This window comes from Candidatus Margulisiibacteriota bacterium, assembly GCA_018822365.1.
Taxonomy (GTDB): domain Bacteria; phylum Margulisbacteria; class WOR-1; order O2-12-FULL-45-9; family XYB2-FULL-48-7; genus XYB2-FULL-45-9.
Genome location: JAHJKL010000069.1, coordinates 1 through 14,849, shown reverse-complemented (window position 1 = coordinate 14,849; position 14,849 = coordinate 1). Strand labels below are relative to the sequence as shown.

Here is a 14,849-nt window from a genome sequence, read left to right as displayed (position 1 = left end):
TATCCTTTGCACGTTGGGATAACCGAATCGGGGATCCCGCGGACCGGGATCATCCGCTCGGCGGTCGGGATCGGAGCAATATTAGCCGAGGGGATCGGCGACACCCTCCGGGTCTCGCTGACCGGTGACCCGGTCGAAGAGGTCCGGGTCGGTTTTGAGATCCTAAAGTCGCTGGAGCTTTATAAGATGGGAGTGACCGTTATCTCCTGTCCGACCTGCGGCCGGACCGATGTTGATGTTGTCTCAATTGCCGGCGAGATCGAAGAAAAGACCAGAGGGATAAAGAAAGTGTTGACAATCGCGGTTATGGGGTGCGAGGTCAATGGCCCGGGCGAAGCGGCCGAAGCCGACCTGGGGTTGGCCTGCGGCAAAGGGGTCGGCCTGATCTTTCGATCTGGTAAAATAGTAAAGAAGGTTGCTGAAGCCGAAATGGTGACGGCATTGATGGAAGAAGTAAAGAAAATGATAGGGGGATAAAAAGTGATCGATCGATATACGCTGCCAAAAATGAGGGAGATCTGGTCGGAAGAGAACAAGTTCCGTAAATGGCTGGAGGTTGAACTGGCCGCCTGTGAGGCCTGGACCGCCCTTGGCCGGATACCGAAACAGGCGATGGATAAGATCAAAAGGAAGGCGAGTTTTGATATCAAGCGGATCAACGAGATTGAGCGGGAGACCAATCATGACCTGATCGCTTTCTTGACCTCCGTAGCGGAAAAAGTCGGCCGGGAATCACGGTTTATTCACCTTGGCTTGACCTCTTACGACGTTGAAGATACCGCCCGCTCGATCCAGATGAGGGAAGCGGCCGATCTGATCATCAAGAACATTGAAGACGGGATCAAGATCATGAAACGTCGGGCGAAAGAAGAAAAGGATACTTTAATGATGGGGCGGACCCACGGGGTCCATGCCGAACCGATCACTTTTGGCCTTAAGCTTCTGGTCTGGGTCGCCGAGATGGAGCGGAACCTGGAAAGGATGAAGCGGGCCCGGGCGGTGATTGCGTTTGGCAAGATCTCCGGAGCGGTCGGGACCTATGCCCTGGTCGATCCCCGCGTTGAAGAATACGTTTGCAAGAAACTTGGCTTATCGCCGTCACCGGCTTCAACCCAGGTTCTTCAGAGGGACCGCCATGCCGAGTTCATGACCGCGCTGGCGATCGTCGCGGCGTCGCTGGAGCAATTCGCGACTGAGATCCGCAACCTCCAGCGGACCGAGATCCTGGAAGTCGAAGAGCCGTTTGGCAAGGGACAGAAAGGTTCCTCGGCGATGCCTCATAAAAAGAACCCGATCACCTGCGAGCGGATCGCCGGCCTGGCCAGGGTAGTTCGGGGGAACGCCATGGCGGCGCTGGAAAACGTCGCTCTCTGGCATGAAAGGGATATTACCCATTCGTCGGTTGAACGGATCATTCTTCCCGATACCTGCATGCTGGTCGACTATATGCTCCATAAATTCGCCTGGGTCATGGATGGGCTGGTGGTCTATCCGCAGAATATGCGCAAGAACATCGAAAAAAGCGGTGGAATGGTATTTTCGCAAAAACTTCTCCTGATCCTGACAGACCGGGGGTTGTCCCGTGAAGAGTCTTATAAGATCGTCCAGACCGCGGCGATGAAGTCCCGTTCGACCGGCAGGAGCTTTAAAGAGATCTTGATGGAAGATAAAGCGACCCAGAAGCTGGTTTCCCCCAAGGAGCTGGAGAAGATCTTTGACATCAGGGATAACGTCAAGAACGTTGATGTCGTTTTCAGGAGGTTTGGATTATAATGGCCAGAGTTAAAGTCTTTGTCTATCCAAAAAAAGGGGTTTTAGATCCGCAGGGGAAGACGGTTGAATCGGCCTTGCATACGCTTGGTTATAAAAAGGCAACCAATGTCAGGATCGGCAAGTATATTGAACTTGACCTGCCGGATGGGGACAATAAAGCGATGATCGATGAAATGTGCCGCAAACTGCTGGTCAACCTGGTGATCGAGGACTATCATTTTGAGGTTGTCGCATGAAATTTGGGGTCATTGTTTTTCCCGGGTCAAACTGCGACCAGGATTGCTACCATGTCGCGAAAAATGTCCTGAAACAGCCGACCAAGTACGTTTGGCATCAGGAGACTGATCTAAACGGCCTTGACTGCGTCATCTTACCAGGCGGTTTTTCTTACGGCGACTATTTGCGGACCGGAGCCATTGCCCGTTTTTCTCCCGTTATGGAAGCGGTCAAAAAGTTCGCCGAGAGCGGCAGATATGTTATCGGCATCTGCAACGGTTTTCAGGTCCTGACCGAAGCGGGGCTTCTGCCGGGGGCGCTCCGCCGGAACCGGGACCTGCATTTTATCTGCAGGCACGTTGAACTTAAGGTGGCCAATAACAAGACGATCTTTACCAGCGCCTGCAAAGCCGGCCAGAAGTTGAATATTCCAATTGCCCACGGCGAGGGGAATTATACCTGCGATGCCGCGACCCTGAAGGAGCTCAAGAAGAACAAACAGGTCGTTTTTACTTACGCTGGAGATAACCCGAACGGCTCCGTCCAGGCGATCGCCGGGGTCTGCAATAAACGGGGGAATGTCCTGGGGATGATGCCCCATCCGGAGCGGGCCTCCGAAGCGATAGTCGGCTCCGAAGCCGGGATGCTGATCTGGCGGTCGCTTTTGAAACGGTAGTCAGCGGCTCGCTGTTAACCGCGACGTTCAGTCGCGGGATATTGTAGTCTTGCAATTTGCTCAATATTGTTTATAATTTGTGCTATGAAAAAAACAATTTGTCTCTTTATATTGCTGCTTCTCTCAACCGCTTCTTTTGCCGTGATCAAGCTCCATGAATTGCCAATGGCCTCTGATTTTCATCTCGGGTTAGTTTCCGGGGTGGGGACCGGTCTCAATTTTGGGGCGATCTTCCGGTTCCCTTTTAATAACACCATGCAGATCGGGGCGGAACTTGAGCCGCTAATGACCGATGTCAATTATTCGGCGACCATGAACGCGATCCGATTTGGCGGAGTGGTCAGCTACCTGATCAATGATGAAACGATGTTGAATGGCCATATCGGGATGTATAACCTCAAGACCAACCAGGATTTTAACTATGTAAAAGACGGGACGTTGTACACTTTTGCCGCGGCAACGAATTATAAAGGTACATACCTGGCGATCTCGCTTGATTATTATTACGAGCCATGGGGAGTTAAATTCTCTCCCAAATATGTGTTCAATACCGTTTCTGACTTCAATCTTCAGTTCAACGAGATTGACTTCAATATAACGAAACCGCTGTAAAGGTTAGAAATTCCCGCCCAGCGTGACCGCCAGATAATAAGCCGAGATAGTTTGTTTCTTTCCAGGATCAACAAAATCCCCGCGTTTGAGCGAATCGAACGAAGTGCTTAGCCAGCCAAGTTTTATCCCGGTAAAGAAGAAGTTAGTTAGCCGTTTGCGCAGGTCGACGCCGCAAAGCATGGCCAGGCCGTTGCCTGACCGGATCGTATCCTGACTGATGGACGTTTCGTCAGTTTGATAGATTTGGTACGATCCTTGGGCGAACCCAACGCCAAGGTCCAGCCCGAGGATGAACGAATCGTTAATTATCGGCTTGTACTGGAGCTGAGCCAATTCAAACGCGGCGCCAACACTAAAATCATAGTAGGTAGTTCCCACTTTGGTGGAACTGCCGCTCCCCAAACCGCCAAAAAGCCCGCCAACCGCCAGATTGGGATTGAGATTGACCATGAAACCTCCGGCCCCGCCTGAAAGTGATCCGAGGCTGGACGCGGATAAAGGCTTGTTATCGTTAATATTGCCGGTCGGCATGAAATAGTAGAACCCGCCCCCTCCGCCGACCGCGACCGGGTCTTCCTTGACGTAGCCGGTCAGGCGGGCCGAATCGTTGGAAAGCTTGAACAATGAGTTGTTTATATCACTAAGATCTTCAATCGACAACTGGTCAATGGTTTGTTTAAGCTCGGTTGGGGTCAGGGCCAAAATGGGGGTGGTGAAAAAGCAGACAAGCAATAATACGGCGGCAATATTCTTCATAAATAGCTCTCCTTTTCAAATAAATTCTTTAAGAAGTTTACCCCAGGAGCAGGATGATTTCAATGTTTTTTGAGCCAAGCGGCCAGATCGCCAAAAACCTTTTCCCGGCCAAGGTCGACCGACAGGGCGTGGTACATTTCCGGGTATTCGATCAAAGTTTTATCTTTGACCGGCAGGCGGCGAAAGACATTGCCGCTTTCCGTGGACGAAACGAACAGGTCGTGGCCGGAGACCAAAAAGAGGGTGGGGAGCTCGATCCTGGGGATGATAAAATTCGCTTTGATCTGCTCCAGCAAAGTATTGAGGAGAAATTTGGAGGTGGTGACCCGAACCTCCCTTTTATCTTTATTGATCTTTCTTAACAATGTTAAGTCCCTGGTTGCCATGGCGGTAAAGTAAGGGACTTTCATCGGTTTATCAGGGTTGATCAAAAGAGAATCAATAAAATTTACGACGTCGTTGGGAATAAACTTCAACGCGCTTTTGAACGCCGGGGACAGAAGGACCATGCCCGAAAAATAGCCGGGATTCAGGGCGGCAAGAGTAAAAGAGAGGAGCCCGCCCAGGCTTTCGCCGCCGATAAAAAGCTTAGCCTGGGGATGGTCGTGCCTGATCTTGGCATAGAGCTTTTTTATGTCCTGGAAATAAATATCGAAGGATTCAATGTGGCCGCGCGGTGTTTTGGTCTCGCCAAAGCCTTTCAGGTCAATAGCGTAGGTCGCGAAATTGAATTTGGCCAGATATTCGGCCAAATAATGCCAGCGATCGGATTGGGCGCCAATACCATGGATCAAAAGAAGAACAACCGATGCCCCAGCCGGACCCCAGCTCCGGTAGAGGACATCGGTATGTTCAAGTTTTTTAATTTTGGAACCGAAGAAAAATCTGGTCAGGTCTATTTTTCGTTCTCCGCGACGAATTTCTTGATCTCTTCAATGGCTTCCAGGATCAGTTTGGCCTTGGACATGCCGAAGGAAAAAGGGAATTTGTCGCTTTCATCCCGTTTGAGGATGAGCATCGGCTTACCTTTGAATTCTGAACGTTCTGCGAGCATGTTGTGATCTCCTTTACAATTTATTTTTCGACTCGGCTATTATACCCTAGTATTTGACAGCGAGCAAGGCAAGAAAAAGCGGGATTTCCTGACGTGACCGGTTTTCCGCTTTGGCCTTGGCGCCGGGAAGGCTGTGGCGGTGCGAGGCCCATTCTTCCAGCCGCGAAACGGCAAAACCGGCCTTATTCAGGGCGGAGAAATATGCTCCCAGCGGACGATGGAAAGTCCAGGTTATCTTTCCCGGATCGTAGCCGGGGTGCATTTTGATCGGGATCTTCAATTCGGAAAGATAGCTGTCGACCCTGCGGTATTGCATTTGCCGCTGGTCGTCAAATCCCCAGCCGCTCTGGCGGGGGATCCTAAAGCAAGGGTGGCTGGTGACGATCAAAAATCGCCCCCCTTTTTTCAGGACCCGGGCCGATTCGGCCAGGACTTTGCCGAGCGGCTCAATGTTTTGGATCGCCATGACGCAGGCGACGGCGTCAAACCTCGAGTCGGCAAGCGGGCGCAGATCGGCGGCATCGCTGACAAAATAACTGATCGATTTATGGCCGGTCGAGCGTTCCCTGGCCGCTTTGATCAGGTTTGGGGCGGCATCGATCCCGACCACTTCGGTTCCCGCCTTGGCCAGCTCCCGGCAGAGGATCCCCTGTCCGCAGGCGAGATCAAGGATCTTTTCCCCCCGGCGGGGGACAAGCATTTTGAGCGTTCCCGGCACGATCACTTTTTCGTGATAATCGGAGCCTTTTTCTCCGACCAGCTGGTCGTACCAGCCGGCGACGTCGTTCCAGCTGGTTTTATGATGTTTATTCAATAGTTTTTTCCTTTGATCTTTAACCGCGCAATTAATTGCGCGGTTAATTTTGGTACTGTTAGGTGTTATAATATCAAAATATGGTTAAAATAGGAATCATCGGCGGGTCCGGATTGGACGACCCAAAGATCATAAAAAATCCGGTAGAGATTGAAGCGAACAATATTCATGGCCAGCCCACTTCTGAACTGACCTGCGGCAAGATCGAAGGGGTCGAAGTTGTTATTTTGGCCAGGCACGGCAAGGACCATGGGATCATGCCGACCAAGGTGAATTTTCTGGCCAATATTTGGGCCTTAAAAGAGATTGGTTGTACCCATATACTGGCGGCGACCGCGGTCGGTTCGCTTAGGGAAGAGATCAAACCGGGAAATCTGGTTTTCCCTTCGCAATTTATCGATTTTACCCGCCACCGGAACCTGACCTTCTTTACCGAAAAGGTTGTCCACACCCCAATGAGCGAACCATACGATAAAAAAATGCGGGAGCTTCTTTGCCGGACCAGTGATGAGCTTGGATATAAGTATAATCGTGATGTTACGGTCGTGACGATCGAGGGGCCGCGGTTTTCGACCCGGGCAGAGAGCCATATGTTCCGGGCCTGGGGAGCGGATATTATTAACATGTCGACCTGTCCCGAAGTTATTTTGGCCAACGAATTGGGGATCCCATATCAGACGATCGCCATGTCGACCGATTACGACTGCTGGAAAGACGATGAAGCCCCGGTCACTTTTGAAATGGTAATGCAGACAATGAAAGCAAACGCCGAAAAAGTTAAAACGCTGCTGGTCAAAACCATTCCCCAGATCAAATAAAGGAGAGAAATATGCCGATCAAATCACGCATCAGGACCGTTCCCCACTGGCCGAAAAAAGGGATCATGTTTCGAGATATCACCACTTTGCTCAAAGATCCGGTCGGGCTTAAGCTTTGTCTGGATGATTTTGTCGCCCGTTATCAAAACAAAGAGATCGATATTGTCGTGGGGATCGATTCCCGCGGCTTTATCCTGGGGGGGGCGCTCGCGTATCTATTGGGCAAAGGATTTGTCCCGGTCCGCAAAAAGGGGAAGCTCCCGGCTGAAACCGAGCGGGAAGAATACGCGCTCGAATATGGAACAGACACGATCGAGATCCATAAGGACGCGATCGAAAAGGGGCAGAAAGTCCTGATCATTGACGACCTGATCGCCACCGGAGGGACAGCGATGGCGGCCGGTAAGCTGGTAAAAAAACTGGGGGGAGAGGTCGTCGAATTCGCTTTTATCGTCGACTTGCCAGACATTGGCGGCCGGGCCAAGCTGGAAGCAGCCGGTTACCAGGTTTACGCCCAAACTGCGTTCGAAGGGGAATAGTCCCATTAAAGTCAACGGCCAACATTACCGGACAGTCTGGCTGGAAGGGGCGACCGTCCAGCTGATCGAGCAGAATCTTCTTCCTTTTAACTTCAAGATCCACCAGGCGCCGACTTCAGCCGATACCTGCCACGCTATTAAAACTATGATCGTCAGGGGGGCGGGTGCGATCGGCGCGGCGGCCGGGTTTGCCATGGCCCAGGTTTTGCTCGAAGCTCCCCAGGGAAATTGGGCCGTCATTGATCAGGGGAAGAAAATGATCGAATCGACCAGGCCAACCGCCCAAAATCTTTTTTTTGCCGTTGATCGGGTTTATGAAGCGGCAAAAAAGGGGGGGGAGCCGGTCAAAGCCGGAGTGGCCGAAGCGCAAAAGATCGCCGATGAAGATGCCGAGAATTGCCGCCTGATCGGCGAACACGGGAGCCAATTGATCAAAGATGGGATGAATATCGAGACCCACTGTAACGCCGGCTGGCTCGCTTTCGTCGACTATGGCTCGGCCCTTTCTCCGATCTATGCCGCTCATCGCGCGGGAAAAAAAGTTTTTGTCTTTGCCGATGAAACCAGGCCGCGCGGCCAGGGAGCCCGCCTGACCGCCTGGGAGCTGAAGAGCGAGAACATTCCGCATGCCATTATTCCAGATAACGCCGGCGCTTACCTGATGTCGCATGGCAAGATCGACCTGATGATCGTTGGAGCCGACCGGATCGCCGCGAACGGTGATACCGCCAACAAGATCGGGACGTTGGAAAAAGCGATCTGCGCCAAAGAATACGGGGTTCCTTTTTATATTGCCGCGCCGACCTCGACCTTTGACCTGAAGTGCCGCGACGGGGGTGATATTCCGATCGAAGAGCGGAGCGAAGAGGAAGTCCTCTGCCAGACCGGACCTGACGAGCAAGGGGTTTTGCGTCGGATATTGGTCTGTTCACCGGGTTCCAAAGCGGTCAATCCGGCTTTTGACGTGACGCCAGCCAAATTCATCACCGGGATCATCACCGAAAAAGGGATCGTTAAACCAAATGAAGAAGCGATCAAGCGGTTGTTCTTATAATGGAAGAAGGGACTAAGGTTACTCCCAAGTTTACTACTGAATTCCTCGATCGGCAGGTCCCCGGCGATCCGCGGATCGATGAGCTCAAAAAATGGTGCGACCAATTCACTCAAAGCGGGCTGATGCCGTCCTATGAGGGCGGGGTTTACGGGAATCTAAGTTTTCGGCTGAAACCGGAGAACCGATTTATTATCACTTCTTCCGGGATGAAAGAAACCTCGGCCGCGGAGAGTTTTGTGAAAGTCGACCGGGTCGATCTTGAGCAAAAGATCGTTTACGCCGCCGGTCAACGCGAGCCTTCTTCGGAAAGCATGTTCCATTATTTGATCTATCAAAAGAGGCCGGAGGTCAACGCGGTTTTTCACGGTCATTGCCAGAAATTGCTGGATAATCAGGCTAGATTGGGCTTGGTTTCCACCGAGTGGGAGAAACCATACGGTACAATGGAATTAGCCGATCAGATCATGACTGTGTTGGGTAAGAATGATTTTCTGATCATTAAGAACCACGGTTTCATCTCATTGGGTAAAAATATGGCCGCAGCCGGTGACTTGGCCCTAAAAACAATGGCGCGCTGCGCGTTTGATTAATGCCAATTTCTTCGTTCGGCTCAACTTTTTGATCTTTGCTTCCCGTTTTAACGCCAGGCTTCTACTGCCGCATTTTTGACTGTAAAGAAGCTTGACCGCCGGATTGGCGGTGGTATAACGGGCCCCACGACCGGTCCGATGCTGTTCAAATCTTCGTTCCAGGTCGTTGGTGATCCCTGTGTACAATGCCTGGTTCGAGCATTTAATGATGTAGACGTAATAAGCATGGATCATTTGGCAGGTTTTAAGGAAAGAGCAAAGAAATAACCGATGATCAGAAAGGTGACGATAGGGGAGGCAAATTCAGGGATCGCAAAGCCGAAAGAGCGCAAAAGCATGATCGCTCCCAGGACCAGGATCGAATACATTGCCCCGTTCTTCAGAAAAATATAATTTTTTATTTTGCCGATCCCTTTGATCGTCAACTGGCGGACGACCAGCGCGCCTATCCCGTTGCCGACCAGGATCAGCGGGATGGAAAGAGTGAAGGCAAAAGCTCCCAGGACCCCGTCGATCGAAAAAGTGGCGTCTATGATCTCCAGATAAAGAACCTTGCTGACATCGGTGAATTTGGCGGTCATCAACTTTTTTTCGTTCTCTTCGGCGTTTTGCTTAAAACCATGAGTAATAAAAAAGGCGGTCGAACCGATCACCGCTCCCAGCGCCATTAGGTTGTTGATGCTCAAAGAAAACCAAACGACCGCGGTTAAAATAACCGAAACGATCGCGTAGAACCAGACCCCCTGTCTTAAAAAGAATTTCTCGGTCCGGGGGAGGCCAAAATGTTTTTCTTCCAGGAATAACCAGTGGAGGAAAAGAAAGACCAGGAAAATGCCGCCGCCGGCCAGGAGGATCGGGGCCGATTGCTCGATCGATCCTTTGATCGCCGGGTCGCTGGAAAAAGTGGCGGTTAACGCCCCCCATGGCCCCAGGGCCGGATTGACCGCCCAAACGATCAGCCAGGGGAGAAAACCGCGGACCACAAAGACCGCGAAGAGGATCCCCCAGAATAAAAACCAGCGCCGCGCCCTGGGGCTCATTGTCGTCAGGACTTCAGCGTTAATAATGGCGTTATCGATGCTCGAAATGACTTCAAACAGGATCAACCCGGTGACAATAATAATAGCGGTAAACATTATTAATAATTATACAATAAAGGGGGTAGTTTCAGAACCACTTCTTCTTTTTATAATAAACGAACATGGAGACGACGATGGAGATCGTCAGTCCCCAGACCATATAGTAGCCGTAGCGCCATTCGAGTTCCGGCATATGGCGGAAGTTCATGCCGTAAATGCCGGTGATAAAGGTCAGCGGCATAAAGATGGTCGAGATCATGGTCAGGATCTTCATGACCTCGTTCAATTTGTTGCTTAAGCTCGACAAATAGATATCGAGCATTGAGGACATCGTATCCCTTTCGGTCTCGATCGTGTCAATGATCTGGATGGCGTGCTCATAGAGGCCGCGCATGTATTTTTGTGTCGCCGGCGAGATAAGCTTTGATTCGCCTCTCTGCAGGGAGTTCATGATCTCCCTGACCGGCCAGATCGAACGGCGGAAAAAGAGCATCTCTTTTCGCTTTTTTTGCATTTGGACCAGGGTTTTTTTGCTCGGGTTGGCGATCGTTTCCTTTTCGATCTCTTCTATCTGGTCTCCCATAATTTCGAGAATGACAAAGTAATAGTCGATCACCGCGTCAATGAGACGGTAGGCGAGGTAATCGGCCCTGGACTGCCTGATCTTCGAGCCGGCGGTCCTTAGTCTTTTCCTGACCGGGTCAAAAACGTCCTCTTTAAGGGCTCTTTCCTGAAAAGAGATGACGTAAGTGGGGCCAATGATAAAGCTGACCTGCTCGTCGGCAACTTTGAGGGTCACCTTATTATAAAGGAACATTTTTAAAACGATGAATAAGTATTTTCCATAGTCTTCGATCTTGGGCCTCTGGGTCGGGTCGATGATCTGTTCGTAGACGGCGGGGGCCAGGCCGAAGCAATCGCAAATATTTTTGACCGCTTTATGGTCGTGGATGCTGTCGATGTTGATCCAGGTGACGGTCGGTTTGTTCTTGTAGATAACGCAGGTGTTGAGCGGGATATCCTTCTCGACGAAGTGCTTTTCGTTGTAATCGAAAGCGGTGATCTGGACACTCTTCATGCCGGAATAATAGCAGATCAGCCAATTAAAATACAGATCGCGTTCCAATTGACATTACGAGCGGCTTCCGCTAAATTTAACAACAATGGTCCAGGTTGATGGTCGGTTGTAAGAAAGGCGGAAAATAATGCATCAGTTGAAAATTGCCACTGAATTCTACGCCGAATCTGCCGCTGAAACGGCTTCTTTGCTGGAGACTGACCAGGAAAATGGGCTATTGGAAGACGAAGCGGTCAGTCGCCTTGAAAAATATGGCCGAAATACTATTACTCCGGCAAAAAATAAGCCTGCCTGGTTAAGATTGATCCTGCAATTCAGCCAACCGCTGGTCTACATCCTGATGGTCGCCGCGGTGGTTACTTTTTTTCTGAATGAAACCGTGGAATCGGCCGTGATCTTTGGGGTTGTCCTGCTTAACGCTCTGGTCGGGTATTTTCAGGAAGATAAAGCGCTCCAGGCCTTGGACGCGCTGTCAAAGAGTTTAAAGATCGAGGTCCAGGTGATCCGAGGCGGACGCAAAAAAAAGATCCACTCGGCTGAAGTTGTGCCGGGCGATCTGGTCATGGTCGCTTCTGGAGATAAAATAGCCGCTGATCTGCGGCTCATTCAAGCCAAAGAGTTAAGGGTCAACGAATCGAATTTGACCGGAGAATCCATGCCGGTGGAAAAATCAGTAACCGGTCTGCCGGCCGATACCGTCCTGGCTGACCGGACGAACATGCTTTACGCTTCAACCTTGGTCGCTTCCGGTCAAGGCAAGGCACTGGTCACGGAAACCGGAGATCGCACCGAAGTCGGAAAGATCGCCCGACTGGTCTCTTCGGCCACCGATTTGGAAACTCCTCTGACAAAAAAAATCTCTCATTTTAGCCAGGTCCTCCTATATATCATTTTTATCCTTTCTCTGGTGGTCATTGTTGTCGGGATGTGGCGAGGCAACTCCTTTTTGGATATGTTCATGGCGGCTGTCGCTCTGGCGGTGTCAGCTATTCCGGAAGGGATGCCGGCCGCGGTCACTATAACTTTAGCCATAGGGGTTTCCCGCATGGCCAAACGGAGAGCGATAATTAGAAAACTGCCGGCAGTCGAGACTTTGGGGAGCACCACGATCATTTGTTCCGATAAAACCGGAACGCTTACCGAAAATCAAATGACCGTCCAAACGATTATTACCGGCGACCGGGAATATAAAGTGAGCGGGAACGGCTATAAACCGGAAGGGACAATAATCTTTGAAGATAAAATAGTAGAAGAGGCGCGTCCAGAGACTCCTTTGTTTGAATGTTTAAGAGCCGGGCTCCTGTGCAATGAGAGCCAGATAGTCAAAAAGTCAGAGCGCTACGAAGTGGAGGGGGATCCGACAGAGGCGGCCCTGCTTGTTTCTGCCGGAAAGATAAAACCATTTGCCGATAAAAACCCGGATTTGCCGGACCGTTTGGACGCTCTTCCTTTCGAGTCGGAATTTAATTACATGGCAACCTTGCACAAAGGGGCGAAGGAAAATATTATCTATTTGAAGGGTTCGGTCGAAAAGATCCTCTCGTGCTGTGTCAACAAACTGTCGGAACACGGCGGACCGGTCGATTTTCGGCGCGAGGAGGCCATAAGCCAGGCGGAAAATATTGCCGCCAGGGGTTTAAGGGTAATTGCCTTTGCCCGGATCAACACCACAAAAGAGAGCCTGGAGCGTTCAGACATAACCGGCGCCACCTATTTGGGCCTGCAAGGGATGATCGATCCTCCCAGAGCGGAGGCGATCCAGGCGATCAAGGATTGTTATCGGGCCGGCATTCAGGTGAAAATGATTACCGGAGACCATTTACTGACCGCCAAAGCCATTGCCTATCAGATGGGTTTTTCCGCGCCGGGAAATGAGGAGATCAGGGCATTTTCCGGCCAGCAGCTTGCCGGGATGGAAGATAACGAATTTGAGCGTATCGCGGCGGAGGCGATTGTTTTTGCCAGGGTCACCCCGGAGCAGAAATTGCGTTTGGTCAAAGCCTTGCAAAAGAGCGGAGCGGTCGTCGCGATGACCGGAGATGGAGTGAACGACGCGCCAGCGCTCAAGCAAGCCGATATCGGGATAGCCATGGGGCTGGCCGGGACGGAAACGGCAAAAGAAGCGGCCGACATGATCTTGACCGATGATAATTTTGCCTCGATCAGGTCAGCGGTGGAAGAAGGTCGTTGTGTCTATGATAACTTGAGGAAATTCATTATCTGGACGATCCCGACCAATCTGGCGGAATCGTTAGCGGTGATCTTCGCGGTCTTTATGGGAACGCTGTTGCCGGTTTTGCCGGTCCAGCTTCTTTGGATAAATATGACTACCGCGGTGTTTTTAGGGATGATGCTGGCTTTTGAGCCCAGGGAGCCGGATGTTATGTCTCGGATGCCGCTCCCTCCGGACCTGCCCATTTTAACGAGGACAATGATGGTCAGGACGTTCTATTTTGGCGGACTGCTGGCCATCGGCATGTATTTGCTCTTTTACTTCGAGCTTTCCCGGGGTTCTTCCGTTGAGCTGGCCAGAACGATCGCCACTACGACCCTGGTTGTCGGCGAGCTTTTCTATCTGCTCAATTGCCGCTCTCTTTCCCGATCGATCTTTTCCATCGGCGTTTTTTCTAATCGAGTTCTTTGGGTCGGAGTAACATTAATGATTGGACTGCAGTTCCTTTTTATTTATCATCCGATCATGGAGGTGTTTTTTCATACCAGTCCGCTTGATCCGGGGGCCTGGTTGAGAATTATTAGCCTATGTGTCGGCCTTTTTGTGGTTGTTGAAGCTGAAAAAAAGATTAGAGGCTAAGCTAGACAGCGAATTAAGCGGCCGGTTCATGCCGGAATAGCAGATAATAAGCCCGATTGACAACCAGAAGACGTTAAGTTAAATTTACCCGGTAGACCCAAAAATATCTTTTTGAGGTGAATGTAATAATGAGAAAAACAATGATTTTCATGGCACTTGTTATCTTCTTGTCCCTTTGTCTGGCTGACCGTTCCAACGCGACCGACTATTCCGTCCTTGGCGGCGATTTGAACGTCAATTTTCTGGTCAACGCGACCAGTGTTTCTCTCCTTGACTCTGCCGATTCAATTTATCTTGGGACATTAAAGTCCGAAACAAACATCGGTTTCGGCGGCGAAGCATCGCTGTTCTATCCGGTCGCGCCGTCGGTCAAAGCGGGACCGCATTTTATCTTCAATTATAGTCCGCTCAACTCCAGCTGGCACGCTTTCCAGTTATTCCAAACCTCGCTGGGAGGGATCGTTGATTTTGAGCTTGGCGCCAACTCAATCTCTGCTTATCTTGATTATAATTTAGGGTGGTTCAACGCCCAGCAGGAGATCTCTTCGGTCGCCGGCTCCCCGTCGCCGGCCGGTGATTTCAGCGGCGGTGTTCCCGGATTTTTACTTGGGATCAAAACGCGGACGAACATTACCGAAACGATAGGGGCTGGACTTTACTATCAGGTTGGCAATTTGACCCTGGCCGGCATTAAATACCGGAACAGCAGCAGCCAGGTTCGCTGGATGGACGCGGGGATAAACTTCAGCCAGTTTGGCGTGACGATCTATCTGTAAAAGGGACTATTCGATCTTGATCCCAAAAGAGGTGAGGAGCGATAAAGCTTCAGGGTAAGAGAACCTGGCTCCTTTGACCTTATTCTGGGTTGGGTCGATATAATAATTCCAGGCGCCGGTGAAGTTGGCTTTTTCCAGGTTGGCCTTGCGGAAGGTGCTGTTTTGCAGGTCACAGCCGGAAAAATCCGATTCCCTTAGGTCG

General features: G+C 50.9%; 19 protein-coding genes. 11 read left to right on the top strand and 8 right to left on the bottom strand.

What is annotated here, in order from left to right:
- The 5 genes from KKF06_06410 to KKF06_06390 form a co-directional block, all read left to right on the top strand.
- On the top strand, positions 1–477 hold a 477-nt coding region (locus KKF06_06410), incomplete at its 5' end, for a flavodoxin-dependent (E)-4-hydroxy-3-methylbut-2-enyl-diphosphate synthase (GenBank protein MBU1617383.1).
- Positions 478–480: 3 nt separating this feature from the next.
- Positions 481–1,773, top strand: a complete 1,293-nt coding sequence (locus KKF06_06405; GenBank protein MBU1617382.1) for an adenylosuccinate lyase — start codon at positions 481–483, stop codon at positions 1,771–1,773.
- Entirely contained in the window at positions 1,773–2,009 is a 237-nt protein-coding gene (purS, locus tag KKF06_06400) for a phosphoribosylformylglycinamidine synthase subunit PurS (protein ID MBU1617381.1), read from the top strand. The genes KKF06_06405 and purS overlap by 1 nt, the downstream gene beginning before the upstream one ends.
- Positions 2,006–2,665, top strand: a complete 660-nt coding sequence (purQ, locus tag KKF06_06395; GenBank protein MBU1617380.1) for a phosphoribosylformylglycinamidine synthase subunit PurQ — start codon at positions 2,006–2,008, stop codon at positions 2,663–2,665. The genes purS and purQ overlap by 4 nt, the downstream gene beginning before the upstream one ends.
- An 84-nt stretch (positions 2,666–2,749) precedes the next feature.
- Positions 2,750–3,277 carry a hypothetical protein gene (locus KKF06_06390; GenBank protein ID MBU1617379.1) on the top strand — a complete coding sequence of 176 codons (528 nt, stop codon included), beginning with the start codon at positions 2,750–2,752 and terminating at the stop codon, positions 3,275–3,277.
- A 3-nt stretch (positions 3,278–3,280) separates the two neighbouring features.
- On the opposite strand, the gene KKF06_06385 is transcribed toward KKF06_06390, so the two are convergent.
- The 4 genes from KKF06_06385 to KKF06_06370 all read right to left on the bottom strand — a co-directional run bounded on the left by KKF06_06385 (position 3,281) and on the right by KKF06_06370 (position 5,901).
- On the bottom strand, positions 3,281–4,033 hold the full coding sequence (locus tag KKF06_06385; protein MBU1617378.1) for a hypothetical protein: 753 nt from the start codon (positions 4,031–4,033) through the stop codon (positions 3,281–3,283).
- 59 nt (positions 4,034–4,092) lie between these two features.
- Positions 4,093–4,827 carry a lysophospholipase gene (locus tag KKF06_06380; protein ID MBU1617377.1) on the bottom strand — a complete coding sequence of 245 codons (735 nt, stop codon included), beginning with the start codon at positions 4,825–4,827 and terminating at the stop codon, positions 4,093–4,095.
- A gap of 101 nt (positions 4,828–4,928) precedes the next feature.
- The gene (locus KKF06_06375) at positions 4,929–5,087 is read right to left on the bottom strand and encodes a hypothetical protein (protein ID MBU1617376.1); all 159 of its coding nucleotides are present in this window, start codon (positions 5,085–5,087) and stop codon (positions 4,929–4,931) included.
- A gap of 46 nt (positions 5,088–5,133) precedes the next feature.
- Positions 5,134–5,901: a methyltransferase domain-containing protein gene (locus tag KKF06_06370; GenBank protein MBU1617375.1), complete on the bottom strand. Its 768-nt coding sequence runs from the start codon at positions 5,899–5,901 to the stop codon at positions 5,134–5,136.
- An 80-nt stretch (positions 5,902–5,981) separates the two neighbouring features.
- Here KKF06_06370 and mtnP point away from each other — a divergent pair, with 80 nt between their 5' ends.
- Genes mtnP through KKF06_06350 form a run of 4 tightly spaced genes read left to right on the top strand, consistent with a single transcriptional unit; the run spans position 5,982 to position 8,902 of the window.
- Complete coding sequence (gene mtnP / locus KKF06_06365) at positions 5,982–6,719, top strand: S-methyl-5'-thioadenosine phosphorylase (GenBank protein ID MBU1617374.1); 738 nt, start codon at positions 5,982–5,984, stop codon at positions 6,717–6,719.
- Between the two features lie 11 nt (positions 6,720–6,730).
- Positions 6,731–7,258 carry an adenine phosphoribosyltransferase gene (locus tag KKF06_06360; GenBank protein MBU1617373.1) on the top strand — a complete coding sequence of 176 codons (528 nt, stop codon included), beginning with the start codon at positions 6,731–6,733 and terminating at the stop codon, positions 7,256–7,258.
- Positions 7,259–7,262: 4 nt separating this feature from the next.
- A complete protein-coding gene (mtnA, locus tag KKF06_06355) occupies positions 7,263–8,312 on the top strand; it encodes an S-methyl-5-thioribose-1-phosphate isomerase (protein MBU1617372.1) in 1,050 nt (349 codons plus the stop codon).
- A complete protein-coding gene (locus KKF06_06350) occupies positions 8,312–8,902 on the top strand; it encodes a class II aldolase/adducin family protein (protein MBU1617371.1) in 591 nt (196 codons plus the stop codon). Before mtnA ends, KKF06_06350 begins: the two co-directional genes overlap by 1 nt.
- Here the strand turns inward: KKF06_06350 and KKF06_06345 are convergent.
- Genes KKF06_06345 through corA form a run of 3 tightly spaced genes read right to left on the bottom strand, consistent with a single transcriptional unit; the run spans position 8,870 to position 11,107 of the window.
- Entirely contained in the window at positions 8,870–9,136 is a 267-nt protein-coding gene (locus KKF06_06345) for a GIY-YIG nuclease family protein (GenBank protein ID MBU1617370.1), read from the bottom strand. The two genes, KKF06_06350 and KKF06_06345, sit on opposite strands and share 33 nt — an antisense overlap.
- Positions 9,133–10,038, bottom strand: coding sequence for a DUF475 domain-containing protein (locus KKF06_06340; protein MBU1617369.1), 906 nt, complete (start codon positions 10,036–10,038; stop codon positions 9,133–9,135). Before KKF06_06340 ends, KKF06_06345 begins: the two co-directional genes overlap by 4 nt.
- 31 nt (positions 10,039–10,069) lie before the next feature.
- Positions 10,070–11,107: a magnesium/cobalt transporter CorA gene (gene corA, locus KKF06_06335; protein ID MBU1617368.1), complete on the bottom strand. Its 1,038-nt coding sequence runs from the start codon at positions 11,105–11,107 to the stop codon at positions 10,070–10,072.
- A gap of 79 nt (positions 11,108–11,186) precedes the next feature.
- On the opposite strand from corA, the gene KKF06_06330 reads away from it, so the two are divergent.
- Both KKF06_06330 and KKF06_06325 read left to right on the top strand, forming a co-directional pair.
- Positions 11,187–13,871 (top strand): HAD-IC family P-type ATPase, encoded by a 2,685-nt coding sequence (locus KKF06_06330; GenBank protein ID MBU1617367.1) that lies wholly within the window; start codon positions 11,187–11,189, stop codon positions 13,869–13,871.
- 128 nt (positions 13,872–13,999) lie between these two features.
- Positions 14,000–14,647, top strand: coding sequence for a hypothetical protein (locus tag KKF06_06325; protein MBU1617366.1), 648 nt, complete (start codon positions 14,000–14,002; stop codon positions 14,645–14,647).
- Between the two features lie 6 nt (positions 14,648–14,653).
- Here KKF06_06325 and KKF06_06320 read toward each other — a convergent pair.
- Positions 14,654–14,849: pentapeptide repeat-containing protein (locus KKF06_06320; protein ID MBU1617365.1), on the bottom strand; the 196-nt coding region annotated here is incomplete at its 5' end.

What these genes read in the sequence shown, in the direction of transcription:
- purS (MBU1617381.1), top strand. Translation starts at nt 1,773, where the DNA reads ATGGCCAGAGTTAAAGTCTTTGTCTATCCAAAAAAAGGGGTTTTAGAT.
- purQ (MBU1617380.1), top strand. Translation starts at nt 2,006, where the DNA reads ATGAAATTTGGGGTCATTGTTTTTCCCGGGTCAAACTGCGACCAGGAT.
- KKF06_06390 (MBU1617379.1), top strand. Translation starts at nt 2,750, where the DNA reads ATGAAAAAAACAATTTGTCTCTTTATATTGCTGCTTCTCTCAACCGCT.
- KKF06_06385 (MBU1617378.1), bottom strand. Translation starts at nt 4,033, where the DNA reads ATGAAGAATATTGCCGCCGTATTATTGCTTGTCTGCTTTTTCACCACC.
- KKF06_06375 (MBU1617376.1), bottom strand. Translation starts at nt 5,087, where the DNA reads ATGCTCGCAGAACGTTCAGAATTCAAAGGTAAGCCGATGCTCATCCTC.
- mtnP (MBU1617374.1), top strand. Translation starts at nt 5,982, where the DNA reads ATGGTTAAAATAGGAATCATCGGCGGGTCCGGATTGGACGACCCAAAG.
- KKF06_06360 (MBU1617373.1), top strand. Translation starts at nt 6,731, where the DNA reads ATGCCGATCAAATCACGCATCAGGACCGTTCCCCACTGGCCGAAAAAA.
- KKF06_06350 (MBU1617371.1), top strand. Translation starts at nt 8,312, where the DNA reads ATGGAAGAAGGGACTAAGGTTACTCCCAAGTTTACTACTGAATTCCTC.
- KKF06_06345 (MBU1617370.1), bottom strand. Translation starts at nt 9,136, where the DNA reads ATGATCCATGCTTATTACGTCTACATCATTAAATGCTCGAACCAGGCA.
- KKF06_06340 (MBU1617369.1), bottom strand. Translation starts at nt 10,038, where the DNA reads ATGTTTACCGCTATTATTATTGTCACCGGGTTGATCCTGTTTGAAGTC.
- KKF06_06330 (MBU1617367.1), top strand. Translation starts at nt 11,187, where the DNA reads ATGCATCAGTTGAAAATTGCCACTGAATTCTACGCCGAATCTGCCGCT.
- KKF06_06325 (MBU1617366.1), top strand. Translation starts at nt 14,000, where the DNA reads ATGAGAAAAACAATGATTTTCATGGCACTTGTTATCTTCTTGTCCCTT.